The 21,823-nt window shown below is 38.3% G+C and carries 13 protein-coding genes; 1 reads left to right on the forward strand and 12 read right to left on the reverse strand.

Translation table 11 applies throughout. From position 1 onward, the window contains the following. Positions 1-2: 2 nt before the first annotated feature. The 7 genes from T8I65_RS06265 to T8I65_RS06295 form a co-directional block, all read right to left on the reverse strand. Positions 3-635, reverse strand: a complete 633-nt coding sequence (locus T8I65_RS06265; RefSeq protein ID WP_322302544.1) for an SDR family oxidoreductase — start codon at positions 633-635, stop codon at positions 3-5. A 34-nt stretch (positions 636-669) separates the two neighbouring features. Further along, positions 670-1,671, reverse strand: coding sequence for an NADP-dependent oxidoreductase (locus T8I65_RS06270; protein WP_322302545.1), 1,002 nt, complete (start codon positions 1,669-1,671; stop codon positions 670-672). A gap of 5 nt (positions 1,672-1,676) precedes the next feature. Beyond that, on the reverse strand, positions 1,677-2,102 hold the full coding sequence (locus tag T8I65_RS06275; protein ID WP_322302546.1) for a MarR family winged helix-turn-helix transcriptional regulator: 426 nt from the start codon (positions 2,100-2,102) through the stop codon (positions 1,677-1,679). A gap of 59 nt (positions 2,103-2,161) precedes the next feature. Continuing rightward, entirely contained in the window at positions 2,162-2,581 is a 420-nt protein-coding gene (locus T8I65_RS06280; protein ID WP_322302547.1) for a DoxX family membrane protein, read from the reverse strand. 131 nt (positions 2,582-2,712) lie between these two features. Then, entirely contained in the window at positions 2,713-3,234 is a 522-nt protein-coding gene (locus T8I65_RS06285) for a DUF421 domain-containing protein (RefSeq protein ID WP_322302548.1), read from the reverse strand. 91 nt (positions 3,235-3,325) lie between these two features. Beyond that, positions 3,326-5,452, reverse strand: coding sequence for a catalase (locus tag T8I65_RS06290; RefSeq protein ID WP_322302549.1), 2,127 nt, complete (start codon positions 5,450-5,452; stop codon positions 3,326-3,328). A 216-nt stretch (positions 5,453-5,668) separates the two neighbouring features. Then, on the reverse strand, positions 5,669-6,886 hold the full coding sequence (locus tag T8I65_RS06295; RefSeq protein ID WP_322302550.1) for a GAF domain-containing sensor histidine kinase: 1,218 nt from the start codon (positions 6,884-6,886) through the stop codon (positions 5,669-5,671). A gap of 240 nt (positions 6,887-7,126) precedes the next feature. Here T8I65_RS06295 and T8I65_RS06300 point away from each other — a divergent pair, with 240 nt between their 5' ends. Further along, positions 7,127-11,617, forward strand: coding sequence for an ATP-binding cassette domain-containing protein (locus T8I65_RS06300; RefSeq protein WP_322302551.1), 4,491 nt, complete (start codon positions 7,127-7,129; stop codon positions 11,615-11,617). 72 nt (positions 11,618-11,689) lie between these two features. On the opposite strand, the gene T8I65_RS06305 is transcribed toward T8I65_RS06300, so the two are convergent. The 5 genes from T8I65_RS06305 to T8I65_RS06325 all read right to left on the reverse strand — a co-directional run bounded on the left by T8I65_RS06305 (position 11,690) and on the right by T8I65_RS06325 (position 21,534). After that, positions 11,690-13,534: a cystathionine beta-synthase gene (locus T8I65_RS06305; protein ID WP_322302552.1), complete on the reverse strand. Its 1,845-nt coding sequence runs from the start codon at positions 13,532-13,534 to the stop codon at positions 11,690-11,692. A gap of 348 nt (positions 13,535-13,882) precedes the next feature. Further along, the gene (locus tag T8I65_RS06310; protein ID WP_322302553.1) at positions 13,883-16,864 is read right to left on the reverse strand and encodes a histidine kinase; all 2,982 of its coding nucleotides are present in this window, start codon (positions 16,862-16,864) and stop codon (positions 13,883-13,885) included. Beyond that, a complete protein-coding gene (locus T8I65_RS06315; protein ID WP_322302554.1) occupies positions 16,842-17,591 on the reverse strand; it encodes a LytTR family DNA-binding domain-containing protein in 750 nt (249 codons plus the stop codon). The genes T8I65_RS06310 and T8I65_RS06315 overlap by 23 nt, the downstream gene beginning before the upstream one ends. Positions 17,592-17,746: 155 nt before the next feature. Then, the gene (locus tag T8I65_RS06320; RefSeq protein WP_322302555.1) at positions 17,747-19,108 is read right to left on the reverse strand and encodes a hypothetical protein; all 1,362 of its coding nucleotides are present in this window, start codon (positions 19,106-19,108) and stop codon (positions 17,747-17,749) included. Positions 19,109-19,125: 17 nt separating this feature from the next. Continuing rightward, positions 19,126-21,534 carry a TonB-dependent receptor gene (locus T8I65_RS06325; RefSeq protein ID WP_322302556.1) on the reverse strand — a complete coding sequence of 803 codons (2,409 nt, stop codon included), beginning with the start codon at positions 21,532-21,534 and terminating at the stop codon, positions 19,126-19,128. Positions 21,535-21,823 lie beyond the last annotated feature (289 nt).

Below are 21,823 nucleotides of genomic sequence, written 5' to 3' on the forward strand. Positions count from 1 at the left end.
GATTATCCTTTTACTGCATTGTTAATCTCTGTATCACCAGATAGAATTTCAAAAGTTTGATTACTTCTTACATCATCATCGAGAACGGCTACCAATGTACGGGCAACGTCTGCTCTGGAGATTTCACCCATTTCTGAAAACTTTTCTTCTAGTTTGATCTTGCCAGAAGCCTCCTTGTTGTTCAATGATCCTGGTCTTACAATCGTGTAATTTATACCACTGGATCTTAAATGTTCATCGGCATTCTGTTTTGCTTTAAGGTATTCGTGCAGATCTTCGCTTACTGAAGGATCATCTGCTCCCATAGAACTTAACATTACAAATTTCGAAGCTCCTGAACTTTTAGCTGCATCAGTAAGTTTTTTAGCTCCTTCCTGGTCTACACCTATAACGTTCTTACCACCAGATCCAGCAGCAAAGATCACCTTGTGTGCATTTTGAGTGGTATGGCTCAGGTCTTTCTCCAAATCGCCCAGAATAGTCTTTACATTTTGAGATTCGAACTCTTTTTGCTGTTCTTCTTTTCGTACCATCGCTATTGGTTCATATTCTGAAGAGTTTTTAAGTAGATCAATAATAATTTTTCCTGTAGTTCCGGTTGCTCCGGCAACTAATACATTTTTTCCTTTACTCATAACTATTACTTTTAATTAACAATTTCTAAATTATTTACTTGTTTTCGAAGGTTTCGGCAAGACTCACGATAACTTTACCCTGGGCTCTGCCCGTAGCAAGATATTCGAAAGCTTCAACTGCTTTGTCGAAAGAATAGACCAGGTCAATAACCGGTCTAATTGTTCGGTCTTCCACCATCGTTTTGATTTCCTTAAGCTGAGGTGCATTTGGCTGCATCCAGGTTAAAGTATAATGTGCAGATTTTTCCTCAATAAGTTTGCTCAGCTTTTCTGGCATTTGATAGTCGGTCATTCCCATTTGCTTAGCCGTTTTATCATCTGGCGGTCCAACGATACTTGTCACTTTTCCACCATCTTTAATGATCTCAAAAGCATCGAATGTATATTGATCACCAAGAGTATCGAATACGATATCCAGGTTGTTCGCAACTTCCTTGTAATCTTCATTCTTATAATCGATCACTCTATCTGCACCGAGTGCTTTAACCCATTCCACATTCGTATCACTTGTGGTAGTATAAACTATAGCACCTATAGATTTTGCATACTGAATCGCAAAGCTACCTACGCCACCAGAACCTGCATGGATGAGTATACGATCGTCTTTTTTGATATCAGCTTTCTGAAGCGCCTGCATTGCGGTAAGGCCGGCAAGTGGCAAAGAGGAAGCCTTTTCGAAAGTCACGTTTTCAGGTTTATGTGCGATCACATTAGCATCTACAGCTACAAATTCAGCTACAGTACCCATGTATTCCTGTGGTACACGCCCATATACTTCATCTCCAACTTTAAAGTTTTTAACTTTACTCCCAATTTCTACGATTTCTCCGCTCATATCATAGCCAATCCCTGTTGGAAGATCCAGTTTCAGCATATCTTTTAGATGACCCTGAACTAATTTGTAATCTATTGGATTTAGGGCAGCAGCTTTTACAGCAACTAAAACATCATTATCGGCAATTTCGGGTTTACTGGTTTCAGCAAATTCAAGACCGGTCTTAATTTCTCCGTATTTCTTTATTTGTAGTGCTTTCATATTTTTTATTTTTCTGAATTTATATTCATTTCCTTTTCATTGTTCAATATATCTATCCAGGAATCAAGTGTTTTCTTTAATAACATAACATCTGTGACCTGCACGTCTTCATTGAGTAGTTTCCCAAGTAGATCTTTAGGAATATTCCTAGCTTGTTCTTTATAACCAAGTCCCTTCCTGGTTAAATTGACTTTTACCGTTCTTTCATCTTCGGAAGAACGGGTACGTAACAGTAAACCATTTTTTTGCATTCGCTGAATGAGAGGTGACAAGGTATTAGTGTTGAGTAATAGTTTCTTTCCAATCTGATTGACAGATTGTTCATCTTTCTCCCAGAGTACAAGCAATACAAGGTATTGAGGGTAGGTTAGACCCATGGTGTCCAGGTAAGGTTTGTACGCCCTTGTGATCAATCTAGATACAGAATACAAGGGAAAACAAATTTGATTTTCTAATTTTAGATTCTCATGTTCTTCCATCATTATCATTTCTAAGAATTTCTCCAGGCAGTCCATGCGCCAGTAGACCATAAAACCCAGGCTATAAGTACGGGCTGAAAAAACAATCTTATAAGTCTTGCTCTATCTGAATCCAGAACTCCAAAAGCATCTTTACCATCTACATATTGCGCGATATTTCCCGGAAAGATCAATACAAAGAAAATTGCCAAAAACCAGCCAACCTTAACACGCTGATTTTTCCAGAAGAGTAGGGCAAGACCCAGAATCATTTCAACGATCCCCGAAAGTATAACCACTAGATCTTTGCTCATTGGCACCCAGTCTGGAACTTGCGCCTGGAAATCCACGCGGTTAAAACTTAAATGACTAAATCCTGCGTAGATCATGAAAACTGAAAGTAGTATTCGGAAGATATTCTGTAGGGTAGTAGTTTCAATATAATTCTTCATAACATTTGTTCTACACACGATTATGTCGTGCACGATGCTAATGTAGGTTGAATGAATCGTTCTGGCTACAGACTTACCAAAAGTTTAACTTTAGTCTGCATTCTATGTTGTCTACAGAAGACTAGTTATTCTTATTTTCTCTGTACATCCTTTAACAGCCAGTCATTTACAGGTCTGTTATCATGGGAGTGGATCACCACAATATTTCCAGTTGTTTCAAAGACTACTGCTTTTACATCTTCCAGTTCTACGATATTTGCTTCTCTTAATTTAGAACGAAGGTCGGTTACCGTAACTCTTGCTTTGGTAAGATTATCGTGTAAGATATCCTTTCCATCCATTAAAAGCAATGGAGAGTTATCTATAGCTTCTCTGAAAAAATCCCATCTACGTAAATAAGCTGCGACTAATTGAAAAAGGTATATAAAGAAGAGTCCAATCATGCCTTCCGGAAGGGTCACAGAATCAGATAGTACCGTGGTGGCCAGCATCGATCCCACAGCAACGGTCATCGCAAAGTCAAAACTTGACATTTTTGAAAAGCTTCTTTTCCCGAAGATCCTGGTATATATGATTATCGATACATAAATTCCCAGACAGGAAATTATAATTGCTAAAGCAGAATTCAATGTTAAATCAAACCATTTTTCCATAACTAGATACTTTTAAAAATTATTTAGTTCGTTACATGTTCAAATAAAAAAACCGCTGGTTTTCACCAGCGGTTTTTCTTCCTATATACATTTAAACAGGTATAGACATTGCTTCTTTTTGCCTAGACCAGTTTCTGTGAGCAGCGATCTGTTCAATGAACTTTTCTGGAGTTTCATCAATTAAAACTGCTGCATCTTCCTTGAACTTATCCAGATATGTATTCTCTATCTTATCCATCACCTCTTTGTCTATTGCAATTGCTTTGCAATGTTTCAGAGTTTCATTGACGAATTTTGCCGTTTTAGGAGCTTTGTTTAAAGCTTCCAGGCTTTTGCTACCACCAGGAATATATATTGCATCAAATAGAACACTTTCCGTAGTTAACAAAGCTGCATCCACTTTATGACTTTTGCCCTCATCACATTTTATAGTACCACCATGAGGGGCTAGTAATTGAACCATTGCTCCTTTATCTTCTAAAGCTTTTTTCATTTTACCCATAGACTCACCATCAAAACCATCTCCTAAAAGAAAACCGATTTGGCGTGTAGCGATACTGTCAGATTTTAAATGCGTAAGGCTAAGTGCTTCAGATTTATCAAGATAATTCTTTTTCTTAGGTGGCTGATGCTTATCTACATCGGCATCTGCGCCTATAGCTTTATTTACCGGACCATCAATTTTATTTGGAATCTCCATACCCAATCCTTCAGCAACCTTAGCTGCAAGACCCTCATCGATCTGGTTAATGATATAAAGCATACGTTCTTTGATATGATCATAGGTACATTTTCCAATTTCGAAAGTATATGCGTCTGCAACGTGATCCTTTTCCCAGTCGGTTAAACTTCTATAGAACATCGCTGGTTGAGAATAATGATCATTGAAACTCTCGCTTCTAGCTCTGGTCTTTCTACCGTCAATTCTTTCTTCATAAGGAGTGAATCCACCTTCAGCCATTTTTGCAAGATGCGGGCAACCTCCACCAATTGAATTAGGGAAATAAGCCGTCTTACCTTTGTTGATTGTCATTCTCATATGAGCGTCACGCTGATTGTTATGAGTCTCGTTCACCGGGCGGTTAATTGGTAATTCGTGGAAGTTAGGACTTCCCAGCCTTGATAACTGTGTATCTGTATATGAGAACAATCTACCCTGTAATAATGGATCGTTAGAAAAGTCTATTCCGGGTACGATATGACCTGGGTGGAATGCAACTTGCTCAGTTTCTGCAAAGAAATTGTCTGGGTTACGGTTTAAGGTCATTTTACCAATACGTTGTACTGGTACCATTTCTTCGGGAATCAGTTTTGTTGGATCCAGAATATCAAATTCGAACTTATGTTCATCTTCTTCAGGAATGATCTGTAGTCCAAGTTCCCATTCAGGAAAGTGTCCCGCATCAATGGCATCCCAAAGATCTCTTCTATGGAAGTCGGTATCAGCGCCATGAATTTTCACTGCTTCATCCCAGGTTACGGAATGTGTACCTAATAATGGCTTCCAGTGGAATTTCACGAAATGTGACTTGCCTTCAGCATTTACCAATCTAAAGGTATGAATACCAAAACCTTCCATCATTCTAAAACTTCTTGGAATCGCACGATCACTCATAACCCATATATGGTTGTGCAGTGTTTCGGTAGTTTGGGATACGAAATCGTAGAACGTATCATGAGCAGACGCTGCCTGAGGAATATCTCTATCCGGCTCTGGCTTTACGGCATGAATTAGGTCTGGAAACTTCATGGAATCCTGAATAAAAAACACAGGCATGTTATTTCCTACAAGGTCAAAGATTCCTTCCTCTGTATAAAATTTCACGGCGAATCCACGAACATCTCTCGCCAGGTCTGCAGAACCTTTATTTCCCGCTACAGTTGAGAATCTTACGAAAACAGGTGTTTTCCTGTTGGTATCTGTGAAAATTGGCGCCTTGGTATATTTATCCATACTTTCATATAGTTCAAAATATCCATGAGCTCCACTTCCTCTCGCATGAACGATCCTTTCCGGAATTCTTTCATGATCGAAATGTGTGATTTTCTCTCTTAATATAAAATCTTCCAGGAGTGTGGCCCCCCTTTCACCGGCTTTCAGGGAATTATTAGTGTCGTTCACCTTAACACCCTGATTAGTGGTCATCGTTTTACCTTCAGCATTTTTTGTATCCCGGGACAGATCCTGGGATTTTTTGTCCTTTTCTTTCTCACTCATCTTTGAATTGATTTATCATTATGGTTGTACTAAAATTACCAAGTAATATTGAAACTGATGTGCGGTATTGAATCGCTTCTTGGCCGTTGAAACGATTTTAGCAGAATTATAACAAAATGGTGCTTGTCTTTGGAATCTCTTAACAGATCCAGCAAATTACTTTTAGCAATGCCAAAGCTTAAAGAATTTGCTGTGGCATTAACTTTCTATTGTATTTTAATTCCAGGTAGGTTTTTCCAGAGAAAAATTAAAGGTAGTTCCTTTGTTCAAAGTGCTCTGCACTGAAATTTGGCCATTCATGGTATCCACCAGTTTTTGAACTGTGCTCAGTCCAATTCCATGACCTCGCTCATCTGGGGTTCCTTTTACGTTAATTACAGTAAACAGCTCAAATATTTGTTCCAGGTTTTCTTCAGGAATACCAATCCCATTATCTGAAACAGAAAAATGGTAGAACGCGCCATTTTCATAGCATTCTATATTAATTACAATCTCTTCAGCATCATTATATTTCAAACTATTGCTAATCAGGTTCATCATGATCTGTCCCAGTCCTGCTCGATTAACGCGAATCTTTAAATTTTCTTCCGGAAGGCGAATATCACAATTGGAATCTATATGTAATAGATCGATAGTATCCTCAAGTAGATCATTCAGAAAGAATTCTTTTACTTCCGAAGGTTTTGAACCATCTTCAGAATAATATTCGAGTAAACCAGTGATATATTCACTTAATTTTAATCCGGAGTTTTTAATGTAATCGAGATATTCTTTCCCCTTTTCATCGAGTACGCTGGCGTATTTAGCTTTTACGATATCTGAGGTAATGATCATGTTCGCCAGGGGCATTTTAAGATCATGGCTTACATTACCAGCAAATTCACGAAGGATCTTATTATTTTCAAGCTGATTGCTCTGCGCCTTTTTTAATTCAGTGTTCTGTAGATGATATTCATATAAGATCTCTACCTGTTTACCCAAAGCAATCAATGATTTTTTTTGATGTATGCTTAATTTCTTAGGTGTTTTGTTGATCACACACAGCGTTCCCAGCGGTAAACCTTGCTTATTCAAAATTGGAACTCCGGCATAAGATCTAAAATGGGTTTCCTCGTCCAGCACAAGGGGATTATCTTCAAAGCGAGAATCTTCCAGAGCATTGTCCACCTCGAAAACCTTGTTAGGTTCCAGGATTGCATGTCCACAAAATGAAACATCACGGCCGGTTTGATCTGCTCCCAGACCTTTTTTAGACTTGAACCATTGAATGTCCTTATCCAGAATGGTAAGCAGCGCTACAGGAGTACGACAAATTTCACTGGCCAGGGTCGTAATGTTATCGTAGGATTCTTGAGGGAGTGAATCTAGCAGGCCAAGTTGTCGTACACTTCGTAATCTTAGATCTTCGTTTTCCGGTATATCGGGTTTCTTCATATAAGTAGCATATCGAAGGTTTAAGGTGATGCTGTATTTGGTCGGATTTCAAAAGTACGTTTCCTAACGCCGTTCCGCAAATTGTCAAACTCAATTTCGGATGTACAATAAATGAAGTTTTCAAGGTTTAGAATGACAGATTTATGTTCAAAAATAGTCCTAAAGCAATAACTTCTGAATTGGTTGATGAGCTCTGAGAATCTCTATATCTTTAATTTTTTGAAAAAGAAAGATAAATCTATGCGCATTGTTAATGCTTACCAGAATAACCTGAAGAATATAAGCCTCGAGATCCCTGAGAATAAATTAATAGTTCTTACCGGACTATCAGGTTCAGGAAAATCATCGCTCGCAATGGGAGTTATCGGCAATGAAGGTTACAGGTTCTTCCTGGAAAGTTTGCCTACATATAATCAACAGAATGCGAATCTTATTCCTACTGCGGAAGTTGATGATATCGAGGATCTTCCTCCGGTCATAAAAGTTGAGCAGTCCAAGAGGTTTCAATCCATTAATACCACCTTCGGAACCCTTTCTGAACTTGCTTCGGTTTTTAGGATACTTTTTGCACGTTATTCTGGGAGTAAGCCAATGAGTAAATCTTTATTCTCTTTTAATCACCCTAAAGGTGCCTGTGAAACCTGTCGAGGAATTGGTGAAGCTGAATATGTTGATATTAAAAAACTGGTTGGTGATGAAAACAAGACCTTAAGAGAAGGAGCAATTACTACCACTTTGCCCGGTGGTTATATCGTCTATTCTCAGATCACTGTTGAAGAACTTGACAAAGTATGTCACGCACATGGATTTAGCGTGGATATTCCCTGGAAGGACTTAACAGAAGAGCAAAAAGATGTCGTCATGAATGGAAGCGATCGCCTGAAGGTTTTTTACGGTAAACATACTCTCGAATCAAGATTACGCTGGGAAGGCTTTAAAGCGAAACCAAGAGAGGAAGGTTATTATAAGGGAATGCTTCCAATTATGCAGGATATTCTTAGAAGAGACCGGAATAAGAACATTTTGAGGTTCGCTAGTTCCAGTATCTGTCCCGCATGCCATGGTGCCAGAATAAAGCCAGATCACCTGAAATTCAGATGGCAAAAGAGGAATTTTGCTGAATGGATGGATATTCCACTATCGGAATTACATAAACTTTTAGATAGCCTGGAACTTAAGGGTGGAGAACAGGACCTAGTTTATAAGATCCAGGTACAACTCAACGATCTGGTACAATTAGGAATGGGTGAATACTGTTTAAGTACGCCAAGTTCTAAGATCTCTTCTGGAGATGCGCAATGTGTGAAATTGATCAAACAGGTAAACAGCAACCTGCAAGGTATATTATATATTTTCGATGAACCTTCCATTGGCCTCGCAGAAAATTATCAAAGGCATTTACGTCATATTCTACAAAGATTGATCGCCAGGGGAAATACGGTAATGGTTGTGGAGCATGATCTTGGTTTTATTCGTTCCGCAGACTGGATCATAGAATTAGGTCCTGAAGCCGGAAACAATGGAGGAGAGATCATCTTCAACGGTCCAATAGATCAATTTTTAAAATCTGATTCCATATCCAGTCCTACTCTCGAAGAAATGAATGCTTCGGAAGAAGTTACTTCAAATGTTTCAAGTAGTTCAATAGCTACAATAAGGGCGGAAGCAGGACGACTGACCGTCATAAGTCGGAAGAATGAAACGATCGAAAAGAAGCTTCAGAAAATTTCCAAAGAAAGAGATTTGAAACTGGTTACAGTAAGTGATCAGCCCATAGGTAAAACTCCGCGTTCCAACCCTGCGACCTACACCGGCTTAGCCGATAAGATTCGTGATCTTCTGGCCAAATCAGGTGACGCAAAGACTCGCAAATTAGGTAAAGGTTCGTTTTCATTTAACAATAAAGCTGGCAGATGTACAGAATGTGAAGGTGCCGGTGTGATTAGTCTTTCTATGAATGTGATGGGGACGATCAATCAGGTTTGCCCTGTTTGCAAAGGTAAGCGCTTCAAAAAGGAAGTGCTGGAAGTGAAATGGAATGGGAAGAATATTGCAGACATTTACAATCTAAGCATATTAGAAGCAATCGATTTTTTCGCAGTAGACAGGAAAATATTAAATATTCTCAAACTGATGAAAGACTTAGGATTGGAATATTTAAAATTAGGGCAACCTTCCAATACCTTATCTGGAGGAGAAGCCCAGAGAATCAAATTGACCAAGCATTTTGCCAAACCTTCCAGGGACAATATTTTAATCCTTGAAGAGCCTAGCATTGGACTGCATCAGCGTAATGTGCGACAATTAATTACCGCTTTACATAAGCTAAAAGAACAAACAGATGGTATCGTATGTTTTGAAAATCATGAACTTTTTAAATTGCAGGCTGATTCTTTCTTCGATAATTCTCAAGCTGTACTGGAGACTTCTAAACCAGAATTAGAGATCCAGCAGAGAGATGAGATTAGAATTAGGGGAGCGCGTACACACTACTTAAAAGATCTTGATCTTAAATTGCTGAAGAATAGGTTGAGCGTGGTCACCGGCATCTCGGGATCTGGGAAATCTTCTCTTCTTATAGATACGCTGCATGCGTATGGGATGCAGGAGATGACAAGGCAATTTTCAGCATATCAACAGTCCAGGGTTGGGGTAAACTTTCAAATGGAAGTCGATCAAATCGACGGTTTAACACCTACAATCTGCGTGACCCGAAAAGTGCCAAATTTCACCAATAGGTCTGATCTTGCCAAGCAAACTGGGATCGATAAGCTTTTAAGATTTGCTTTTTCCAGAAAAGCGGAGTTTGAGGGAGAAGAACTTTCAGCCAGTCATTTTTCCAACAATCATGAACTTGGCAGGTGTAAGATCTGTGACGGCCTGGGCGAGGAACTGCTACCAGATGTCAAGAAGCTTGCACCCAATACTAATTTAAGAATTTCAGATGGAGTTTTTGAACATAATAAAGCGCTTTCCTACTATGGGCAGAGGGACAGCCAGTATATGGCAATACTCGAAAAAGTAGGGCAGGAACATGGTTTTGACCTGAATACTGCATTCAACCAATTTTCCGAAGAACAGCAGAAGATCATTTTTGAAGGAACCGGAGAGAAAGTCTGGGAAACTCAGTGGAAGTTCAGAACTAAAACGAGGGAAGGAATTCAGCAGGTCAGAATGAAATGGGAAGGCCTGGATAATTACCTCAAGCAGGAATATTATAAGACCCGAAAAAATAAATTAATTGCGAATTTAACTGCTCTATTCACCCCGGCTATTTGCAGCAATTGCTTCGGAAGTGGACTAAATCCGGAGAGATTGAAATTTGAGATTGGTGGCCTATCTATTCGCAAGATCAAGAACCTTGATTTTTCTGGACTTGAACAGTGGATTCAGAATGCAAACACTTATCTGGAAATCGATCAGGAATTGGTTGAAAAGATTAGGCCATTTATTGAAAATACGGTACATAGGGCAACTCAGCTGCATATAGATCATCTTCAGTTAAACCGAAAATCTCAAAGTTTATCTGGTGGTGAAAACCAGCGGGTGGCTTTGATCACCCAGTTAAATAGTCCGTTGAAAGGCGTTACTTATCTTCTGGATGAACCTTCCGCAGGACTTTCGGGACATAATATTCCAGATCTTATAGCGATTCTTAAGGAATTGGTAGCCAAAGGAAATACAGTACTTGTAATCGAACACAATAAAGAGATCATCCAGGCGGCGACCGAGCTAATTGAAATTGGTCCTAAGGCTGGGAAAAATGGCGGACAAATTACTTTCCAGGGAACACCAGAAGACTTTGTAAAGAAAGAAAGTACCCATGCCTATTTCAAAAGACAAGATGCCGGATTCGAGTTTACTTCTGAAAGTGAGCGAAAAATTGAAATAAAGGGAGTTTCGCGTTATAATTTGCAACGCAACTGTTTAGAAATTCCAGTTGGAGGGATCACTGCACTTAGCGGAAAAAGTGGAATTGGTAAGACAACACTGGTCAAGGATATCATTATTCCTTCTATTAGAGATCAGAAACCGGTTTATTGTGAGCAGATAGTTTATCCTGAAAATTATAAAAATGCCTATTATTTTGAGGCAAAGAAATTAAGATCACATTCCGCCACATTACTGGTTTCTTACCTGGATTTCCTAAAGGATATTGGAAAGATCTTTGCTGAAAATTCGAAATTAAAACCCAAGGATTTTACTTATAAAACAAAGACGAGTCAGTGTCCCGATTGTAAAGGTAAGGGTTACGTGGAAACGAGTCTTGATGTTACTGCCAATGCTGTGGAAACCTGTGAAACCTGCCAGGGACAGCGGTACAAACCAGAAATTCTCGAACATACGATTTATAGTAAGAATATCGCTGAGGTTCTTAATGTGGATCTTCATGGCTTTAAGGCCTGGTTGAAGGAACATGGTCAACTTGAGAAATTATGGGAGGTTCTGGAAAAACTTCAGGAAATAGGTCTTGGTCATTTAAATTTGGATCAGCCTATTCAAAGCCTGTCTTCAGGAGAGAAGCAGCGTCTATTATTGCTGAACTGGTTGTTGCAAGGTAGCAAAGATGTACTATATATACTTGATGAACCTAGCACTGGCTTACATTATGAAGATATAGATTTGCTCCTAAAGATTTTGAAAGATTTAAGTATTGAAAATGATATTCTGGTGATCGACCATAACCCTTATTTACTGGAGAAAATTGGAATCGGTTTAGAGCTGAAGTAGCATTACTATAAAAAAAGATCCGGTATGAAGATTTAATTTCTTACCGGATCTTTAACTAAATAAGCTATAGCTTTATTTGATATCTTCTACGAACTGAGAAAATACTTTTTTATGCATCTCAAGATCAAGATCTGGTGAAACTGAAACTCTCGCAATGTAATCCTTGTCATCTTCCTTTGTTGTACCCTGCGTTGAGGTAGCTGGTATCGTCCAGTAACAACCTTTTAACTGACCGTAACTTACACAATACTTGCTTTCTTCAGGAATCCTGGTGATCATCATAGTGATCAGTTTTTGATTCAGGGATCTTTTGTAAGATTCACGATCTGCAGCGGTTTCTCCTTTTGTAGGAAGGTCAAGAGAAAATACGGAAGGTGTGAAACCTGCAGCAGCTAATTCTTCAGAAACAAAATTGATCTTTGCTTCGGGAAGTTCAGATTTAATGAAATTCACAAATTCACGGGTATTCTTATAGGCATCTGCAATTCTTTGATTCATGGACGGTAATTGTTCCGCTAGAATTTCGACCTGCAGAGAGGTTGCTTCATTATCGCATACTTTCAAATGCGTATCGATCTTATCCATCAATTCGGCAGCTTTTTGATTCGCCACGGCATAACCGGCCGTACATTTCCCACCACTCGGGAATTTGGATCCACTCACGTAGGAAATTACCCTGATTCCGGCAAGAATACCATCCTCATTGCAGAACTGTACATTCGGACAAAAGGTTTGATCCAGAATAAAAACAGGATCTACAGCAGCTTCACCATCTGCAGTCTTACGGGTTTTCGCCAGAACTTCCTGTAGTTTTTCAAGTTCGGGAACTTCAACACGTGGATTGGTAGGAATTTCAGCAATGATCAGCGGCACTGCATTTTCATTTGCAGCCTGATTCAGCACTTTGTCGGTGCTCTGGACCATATCATTATCACCATCTACCGGTAGATCCATGATCTCAACATTATCCAGACAGGCGGCAACGCGACGAGCCTGATCATTAGTTCCCCCATAACAGTTTGGTGGCACAATAATTCGAATGCCTTTACCTGGATGTTTGGCTAAGGCATCATCGATAAGCCCCATCATGATCGCGTACTGCATGGAAAGACCACAAGAGCCTACAAGAACTTTTGAAGTTGTCGCAGTGATCTTCTGAACTTCTTCGATCACTTTTTTAAGATTGACATCATCTTTCTTCGAATTCTCTTCGGAAGAAAGGTTTACCAGTCTGTGTAGTAATTTATGAGTATCGGCCGGAGTCATCGAAATCGTTTCCCTTCTACGTACATGCTGAATTTCAGAAATATAAGAAGCATTCTTTTCGCCATTTACAATAATTACACTACCCAGTTCCTGCTGAAGGCTTAGCAGAAAATCAATATTTTTATCAATATTCAGATCTTTTAGATCTGCTTTTGAAGTGATATAAATGCTACTACCATCAAAATCTGGAATTGATTCACCTTCTTTGATCTGTAAGGTCTCAAATTCATATCCATATACACTTCGGAAAAGCTCAAAATTGAAATGTTCCGGAAGGTTTTCAGAATAAATTATTTGCGTGTTCTTCTTCTCAAATAAATTCTTCCGAAGTACAGCCAGCAGAGGAGTAGTTTGAGATGAAAAACCAACAATATGATCAGATTTCAAAGCATTCAATTTACCCACGTACCATTCTAGAATAGAGGAAAGAGGATGTCCTAATCTTATGTAGTCATAGGCGGTTGGAAGCTCAGCTAGTTTTTCAGCACTATGATCATTATTAGTGTATAATGCCTCAAACTTCTCCAGAAACTCGGTTTTAGCCAGATCTTCATTATAAATATCCAGTCTGTGAGTAGTTAATTTCACCCAGTCTTCGGGAATGTTCGGGAGTATGTTTTCAATATAATTGGTCACTTTAGACTTTTCCATTACCTGTAATTTTAGATAGGCGGGAATATAGTTCAAATCACTTATTTTAAGAAAAATTACGATCGCAATTCTCTATGTGGATATTAGGAAAACAAAAAATTTTTGGATGAAAATGAAAACTGTAGAAATATTATCTGAGATGGTTAATAGGATGCACGTTGTAAACCCTGGAAGTGAAAAAGTTAGAAAAGCGGCAACTGTAATTCAATTATAGTTTATGACCCTACTCATAAAATACAATTAGATGTTACATCTTATATAGCAGCTACCGCCATCTAATTTTTGGTGAATTTATAACTTATGTTCACTATAAAATTACCGAATTAGTAAACGTAGGGATTTCTTAAGCTATCGTTGTAAACGCAATTTCAGGCTCACTACAGTACCTTTTTCAGGCTCAGATTCAATTTTCAGCGCATCTTCAATATCATAGTCTAAAAGGGCGAGTCTTTCTTTTACTAAGTTTAAACCTTTGGAGTTATGCAGCGGATTCTTTCCAGCCGTCGAAAAACCAGAACCATTGTCGATGATTTTGCAGCACAGAGCATGCTCATCCAGCTTTTTAAAAACTATATCCAGTTTTGGATCTATGCTTTCAACGGTAAATGCATGAACAAATACATTTTCGACAAATGTTTGAAGAATCATGGTAGGAACCTCTACATCGTAAGTGTCGATCGTAGGATCCAGCTCGAAATGAACCTCTACAGTATTGTTCATCCGTGTGTTTTCCACCCGTATGTAAGATTGTAAGTATTCGATTTCTTCAACCAGTAAAATTGTTGGTTTGGTACAGTGGTCAAGATTGAGGCGAATGAGTTTGGCAAAATCACCCAGGAATATCGTGGCGTTATCGATATCGCTATCCATGATATAATTCTGAATGGAATTCATGGCATTGAAGATAAAATGCGGATTCATTTGGGCGAGTAAAGCTTCCATTTTAGTTTCTTCAAATCTTCTTTGAATAGCTCGTTTTTGCCGTTCGAATCGTTTGTTCTTAGCAAGTTCATATTTATAGATCGCGTATACTATCGCCATTATTGCCAGAAAAATGTAAGTAAAGAACCACCAGGTTTTCCAGAATGGCGGTTTAATATTGAAGTTAAGAACGTTCTGAGAGTACGTTAATCCTGTGCTGGAATCCAGAACACGAACCTGCACTTCATATTTATTAGCTGGAAGGTATGGCAATAAAATTTCAGAATTGGAGGTTGGAGTACTCCATTCTTCATCCTGATTTAGCCTGTATTGATATTGTAATTTCTTAGGATATGGATGTGTATTGGTCGAAAAATTGAGCAGCACAGTATTCTCATCGTAATCAAGATCGAGATCATTTAAAGTATTTTCAGGCAGATCGTATACGCTATTATTAATAGATAAATCTTTTAGTTGAATTTCGATTACACGATTTGATGATGCAAGAATTTCTTCGATGTTGACCCTTAAAATCCCGTTTTCACTTCCAATATGTAATTCATCATTCGCAATTTTACTACTGAAAAAAGGCTGTTCCAGGCCTTGTTCTTCATCCAGAAAGATGATTCTGTCTTCCTCCACCAGCGTAATTCCGCGCTCGGTACCTATTATAAGCGTTGTGTCATAAGAATTTAGAAACGAAATGGTGTTTCCCTGGATGCTGGCTCGAGGAATTTTGCGTACTATTTCAAAGGATTCAGGCCTATCCCGAATAATGTATACATCACCAAATTCACTGGAAATAGCGAGATTGTCATTATAAGATATAATATGCCGAAGATTTTTTTCCTTCCAGATTTTAGAATTTAGTAAAGACTTGAAACGACCTTCCTCGTATCTATAAAGACCAGAAAATACTGATGTGAAATAGGTTTTATTTTCAGTTTGTAGACTGCTAACCACCATGGTTGGTGTATCCTTATGGTCTTGTGGATAATAATGGTATGAGAAGGTTTCCAGGTCGTTGTACACCCTAACACCACCATACGGATTGGTTTCGATCAATCTCCCATCGTTCGTGAAATTGATCTCTTCTGAATGTAATGGCAAATATGTATCCAGTTTTCCATCTTGATTTACCGCAAATAAGCCAATATTAGCATTTATCCAGTACTGGTTATTTGAAGTTTTGATATCATAGAAATTAATATCGCTGGCCGCAGTAGAATAATCCAGTTCGTAAAAATGATCTTCATGCTTTGGAAGTGGTAGTGAAGTGGTATCGATATAATTCTGTTGCCAATTCTTGAATTTTCTCAAAGGAATATCGATCGAATCACTAGAGGATATTATCTGAATACCTTCGTCATGAATATAAGCTGAAGTTCCATTGATCTTTGCAAACCCCTTTATATAATGCCCCTTCAGTTCCTCGAATTTTATTAAAGGTTCTAACTGGATCTCGTAAAGTCCCGAGTTCAAAGTTCCTACGTATAATCTTTGAAATAATGCATCATAAGCGAGGGAAAATATGTCTTTACCTGGTATCCCAAAGGAATTTGAGCGATTGCTGAAATCTTCATTCAGTTCGAAAACACCCCCATTACTGTCATAAATTCCCCAGGCTGCGGCATAGATAGTAGCGTCCCTCGTTTTTACATAATCCCAGATTATTGAACTCCCAAGTTCTTCTGAAACAAGGTCTTCTGATTTTATATATTCTGAAATTTCAGATTTAGTATAATGCCCCTTATTACTGCTGAGGATACTGCTATTATCAACGAATGCAGAATAGATATACTTTTGATCGTTAACCTGGTTCAGACTGAATGACCCTTCCGAAATGACTTTAAATACTCCGGTTCTGTAGGTTGTAACATAGAGTTCCTCTTCAAATTCGAAAAATCCGGAAACTCTTAGTAGAGCCTCAGACCCCTCATTTTTCCAGGACTGTGTATCAAATGTTTTCAAATCAACTCTTGAAACACCATCACTAGTTCCAACATACATATAATCTTTGTATGGAAAAAGATGTACGATCTCATCATGAACGAGTCCGTCTTTTGTAGAAATGATCTGGAAATCATCACCATCATAAACACTTATCCCGCCACCGTAACTTCCAAACCAGATTCTGTTCTGCTTATCCTCAGTGATCGCCCAGCAACTATTCAGGGCCAGACCATCTTCTTCAAAATAGCTTTGAAAAATATTGTTCTGTTTACTTACGATCCCGTTTTCTGTTCCTATCCATAACACATTTTTGCTATCAACGAACAGTGCGCGGACGGCATTATTGGGCAGTTCATTCGCAGCAGAATAGTTCCTGGAGGGAAAGTTCTGAGCCCAGATGCACTGGACACAGAAAAGAAGGCATATAAAGCTTCTATTGATTTTGTAAGATAGCATTGATGAATTCCTCTTCTTTACGAAAGGAAACCGGAAGTTTCTCTCCGTTGGTTAACTCAACTTCCTTGTTCGCTTTATGGTAGCGCACAACAAAGTTCAGGTTGATGACATAACTTTTATGTATTCTTAGAAATGCTGAAGGGAGGATTTCTTCTACAAACTTAAGTGTTTTTGTGGCAGTTTTGGTAGTTCCATCAATACCTTTGATCGAACAATAATTACTTTCGGCCTTACAATAGAGGATCTGGTTAGAATGAATTAGCTCAAAACCTTCCAGCGTAGGAAAGGCAAGTTTCGCTATATTTTGATCATTTACATTCAAATTTTCCAGCAGTAACGTCAATTTATCTTTTGTAGATAATTTTCTTTTTCGTTCCTCAAAACGCTTGATCGCATCACCCAGGTCAATATGATTGATAGGTTTCAGGATATAATCCAGAGCACTCTGCCTTATGGCCTGAACAGCGAAACGGTTATGAGCGGTGGTAAATATCACTTCAAAATTTATAAGATCGAATTGCTTGAATAATTCAAAACCACTCTTTTCAGGCATCTGAATATCAAGAAATACCAACTCAGGCGCATGGTTATTTATAGCAACAACGCCAGAGTCAACAGAATGGCACTTGGCTACAATATTGAATTTGTTCGGAAAATATCTTAGAAGCGTTTTTTCAAGTACATTTTGTGCACTTAGCTCGTCGTCGATTATAACTACTTTGATCATGCCATAAACTTACATATTTGCAAAGATATGACCATAGGGTAAAAGCTGTAAAAAAGTCGCAAGACTTATTGAGCTTTTATAATGCAAAAAGCCACTATTATAAATAGTGGCCTTTCGCCTTCAGAAAACAGAATAATGTGGTTGAGTTATTACACTTAGAACGCTCCTATAAAGTGACTACCCTGAGTGTTCACCAGTTCAGCACCTTTAGTAACTTCTGCAGTCTCGGTATCAACAATATAAATGTTTCCATTTTCGCCAACCGGAGCCTGCGTAAGATAAATTTCGGTACCATCTACTGCAAATCCCTGGTATTGGAAAAGGTAGAAATTAGGGTCGTAAGGAATAGCGTCGATCTTTTGTGCTGTCTTGGAATTCAGGTCTATTAAAGCAAAATATCCCTGTGCACCAGCAACACCTTCAGCCGATCCGGCATGTCGATAAGCAAGCACAGCCTTTCCATTCGATGTTGGTCTCCATGCAAGGATATAAGCATCATCTACGCCTAGAGCTTCGTCAAGATTGAATACATAAGAGTCATCATATTCATTATCTGAGTCGATCTTTAAAATATGTGAACCTTGTGGATCACCCTGATTTGCCTGGTATACACTTCCATTATATTCAAAGGCATTTATGCTACGATACCCGTTAGTATTACCAAGTCCAACTTCAGAAACGATCACTTCAGGGTTTAGAAGAGATGGATAATCAAGAACAATAGATCTGGAGGCTAAAACTTCACCATTATTATCTCTCTCTCCAGTTTCTGGATCTACCTTACTAAGTCTCGCACCAATATAGATTTTATCACCCGCTGCATTTAGAGTTGGCATATCGATTCTTGAGATGTAATACCCTGCAGCTTCATCTTCAGCAGAAAGAGGTACACTATGTTCCTGAAATTCCTTGATTGCAGAATTTTGCAAATCCAGGGTTACAATTCCCATGGTAGCTTCAGTACGAACATAAAAATCATCTGATGAATCGTCTGGAGTATCATTATCACTAAATTCGTTTTCAGTATTTACATATACTGCAGCTCCGGTCTGGTCTCCATCAAAAAGTTTGATCCATCTTGGTGCAGATCCTACATAGGGAGCAATACTGATCTCAGAACCTGTTTGTTCGAAATTTTGTCCACCTAGAACATTGTATTTTGTGTAGTTTCCACCAGTATCCCCGGCATAGCTAATATTGAAAATAGTGCTTCCATCTTCTGAAGCCTGTAAACGTGCAGTTCGATTCGACGGAACAATAAATCCATTTTCAAATGGTTCTATAGAAAAGTCAGGATTTTTTGCATCTTCGCTTGAAACTGAATAGATTAAAGTTCCTCCATTTCCATCACCTGGCTCTTCGCCCATTTTTGCTGCAGCAACGGTAATCCAGCGGCTTTCGGTCTCTGGTTCACGAATAATATCATCTGTGCTATCGTCGCTACTACAGGAGGACATAAGTCCAACGACTGCTATCGCGCTAAAAATTGACTTAAAGTTGAAATAATTACGATTCATGTTATGAGTAATTTTGGTTAGAATTTATTTAATGAATAGTTTAATTTTAAGTAGAATGCTCTTCCAGGTTTTTGAACTGAAAGATTGTCAAAAACAGCCTCGTCTAAAATGTTCTTTACGTCGAAGCTTACTACAATATCCTTCCGAGGAAATGTAAAGCTCAAACCGAGATCATGAGTAAGCTGTTGTGGTACTTTAAAAAAGTCGTCTCCAACAGTATTAGGCCCTTGAGGCACCAAGTATGAAAATTCATCTGTGAAGTACATATTGTAGAAAAGATCCAATCTCGATTTCTTCTGAAGTAGATTTTTAAGCGTATATCTGGCATTTCCACTCATAGTAAGAAATGGAGTATTTGGCACATCAATTTCAGATCCCCTGTTATCGATTTTAAGGTCAAAACGGGAAACATTGAAATTGAAATCCAGATTGTTATTGTAGGAGTAATTGAATTGTGCATCAAAACCCTTGGAAGTTCCGCTGCCCTGGTTCACGTATAAGATCAATTCATCATCTACATTCAGGGACGTTTCAATAGGCAATCCAATTCTATCTTTAATGTTTCGTAGAAAAAGATTCGTGGTTATTCCTATCCTGTGTCTTTGGTAATTAAAAGTACCTAATCTTAATCCTACATTGAAATTGTTACTTTGCTCTGGGTTGATACTAGAATTTGCTACCACATTATCTCCATCATTTCCAAAGATTTCAGTTTCTTCTGGTAGTCTAACGGCCTTTTCCGCAGAGGTGAGAAGCATTACTTCTGGAGTTATCGCGTAGGATAGTGCAAATCCATAACCTTCATATTCTTTATTGCTACTTACGGTCTCGTTAACTATTCTCCTGTCGCCAGTAATATCTATTACGAAGGCAGGATCTGTACTAATAGTTTTCTGCTGATAATATTTTCCAAAAATGCTACTCTTCAGTTTATTTTCGAAAGCATTTAATTCATACGTAAGCGAAATAATGTTTTTGCGCAGATCTCTTGTACCTACAAAGCTATTTTCGAATTCAGAATCCAGTGCATCACTGTCTTCGCGATCTATGGAACTATACAAATGATTGACTAGAAAAGTATGATTATCTGTAATGGAGTAGGAGAGTCCGGTTCTTATAGAAGCAACATTTCTGTCAATTTTAGCGAGGGTCGGGCCTCCTTCTTGTTGGGAGCCCCAGGTATATTGGTATTCATTTCCTCTAAAATCTATGGCTCGTTCTCCATTCCAGCTGTAAGCCCAGGCAAGAGTATCTGTTACCTGGCGGTCACGTTTTCCATAATAAGCATTTACTTTAGCGTCCAGACCATCTGTAAATAAATCTGATTTTTGATAACTCAGATTTGCTAAAGCAGCCTGTGATACAAAAAAGCGGTCTTTATAGGGAGTAATGGTCATAAATGCTCCATGCTGAACTTCTTTGTAATCATCAGATCCAGTGAAGCCAACAAAAAGTTGATCTGCCCACGAAACATCGGTATATCCTAATTGTACAATCCCACCTGTAGAACGATATGCATCATTGAACCTTCTTGCAGTAATAGGAGTTTGAACTCCTCCAAGACCTGTAACTACAACACTTCTGCCGGAAACTTCGTAATCATTATCTGAATAATTGTGAAAACCTGATGCTTTTATGGTAAATCCGCTATCATCAAAGCGATACAAACCATTCATCGAAGCCTGGAACGTATTAAATGATCCATATGAAACGGAGGCATTTAAACTGGTGTTCATAGATTGATTTAATACAATATTGATGGCACCACCCAAAGCATCGTCAGACAGATGTCCGGGAACCACTCCCTTATACACTTCAATTTGCTGGATAAGTGATGGCGGAATACTATTTAAATTGAAAGATGAACCAAAAGTAGAAATTGGAATTCCGTCAATAAATATGCGAACAGCACTCCCGGATAGTCCATTCAGACTAAATTGAATATCTGATCCTAAACCACCATTTTGTCTGAGTTTGACTCCAACCGTATTATTAAGAAGTTCAGTAGTCTGAATATTTCTTTGGCTAGCTTCTTCAGTATTAATGACATTGATAGCAAAACCAGTTTTCTCAAGTTTCGTTTTTTTGGATTCTCCCTGAATTGCCACTTCATCAAGTTCATAATCACCTTCATTCTTTAGCTGAATATCATGTGTTACATAATTTGAGTCTAAAATTACCTGATGAAAACTTACGGATTTATTGGTGTTAACTTCCAGAAGATATGTACCTGTAGGTACATTCTTAAATAAATAGATCCCATTCCCATTTGTACGGGTAGTTCGACTATAATTTGGTCGACTTAATTTTATCTCGGCATTCGCTACGATATATTTATTAGCATCAGTAATCTCGCCTTTTAGTTGCGACTGACTAAATAAAATCGTTGGTAGTATAAGTATAAGTATTAAAATCGTTCGGGTCATTGTAGTAGTAATTCAGGACAAAATTATACCTATTTAGACTAAATCCAAATAAAAATAACAGCAAAAATCATTTATTTCGCATCAATTTGAAATACAGGTAGATATAATGTTAAAATGTAGAAGGGGACTCGTGGTTGAATTTTATTAGACACTTTTGAGCAGATCGCACTGGATCAATTGAATTGAAGTGATTCTACAGTTAACTGTGATGCAGATTTTATCAATTAAAAATACTGAGTAATTTAAAATTGATTATTCTCACTTTTCAAGGAGTTCCTATTGCAGCCAG

This window comes from Christiangramia sp. OXR-203 (assembly GCF_034372165.1).
Taxonomy (GTDB): domain Bacteria; phylum Bacteroidota; class Bacteroidia; order Flavobacteriales; family Flavobacteriaceae; genus Christiangramia.

Coding starts and splice junctions, on each gene's coding strand:
- T8I65_RS06270 (WP_322302545.1), bottom strand. CDS start 1,671: ATGAAAGCACTACAAATAAAGAAATACGGAGAAATTAAGACCGGTCTT.
- T8I65_RS06305 (WP_322302552.1), bottom strand. CDS start 13,534: ATGGAAAAGTCTAAAGTGACCAATTATATTGAAAACATACTCCCGAAC.
- T8I65_RS06315 (WP_322302554.1), bottom strand. CDS start 17,591: ATGATCAAAGTAGTTATAATCGACGACGAGCTAAGTGCACAAAATGTA.
- T8I65_RS06310 (WP_322302553.1), bottom strand. CDS start 16,864: ATGCTATCTTACAAAATCAATAGAAGCTTTATATGCCTTCTTTTCTGT.
- T8I65_RS06290 (WP_322302549.1), bottom strand. CDS start 5,452: ATGAGTGAGAAAGAAAAGGACAAAAAATCCCAGGATCTGTCCCGGGAT.
- T8I65_RS06265 (WP_322302544.1), bottom strand. CDS start 635: ATGAGTAAAGGAAAAAATGTATTAGTTGCCGGAGCAACCGGAACTACA.
- T8I65_RS06325 (WP_322302556.1), bottom strand. CDS start 21,534: ATGACCCGAACGATTTTAATACTTATACTTATACTACCAACGATTTTA.
- T8I65_RS06320 (WP_322302555.1), bottom strand. CDS start 19,108: ATGAATCGTAATTATTTCAACTTTAAGTCAATTTTTAGCGCGATAGCA.
- T8I65_RS06295 (WP_322302550.1), bottom strand. CDS start 6,886: ATGAAGAAACCCGATATACCGGAAAACGAAGATCTAAGATTACGAAGT.
- T8I65_RS06300 (WP_322302551.1), top strand. CDS start 7,127: ATGCGCATTGTTAATGCTTACCAGAATAACCTGAAGAATATAAGCCTC.
- T8I65_RS06285 (WP_322302548.1), bottom strand. CDS start 3,234: ATGGAAAAATGGTTTGATTTAACATTGAATTCTGCTTTAGCAATTATA.
- T8I65_RS06280 (WP_322302547.1), bottom strand. CDS start 2,581: ATGAAGAATTATATTGAAACTACTACCCTACAGAATATCTTCCGAATA.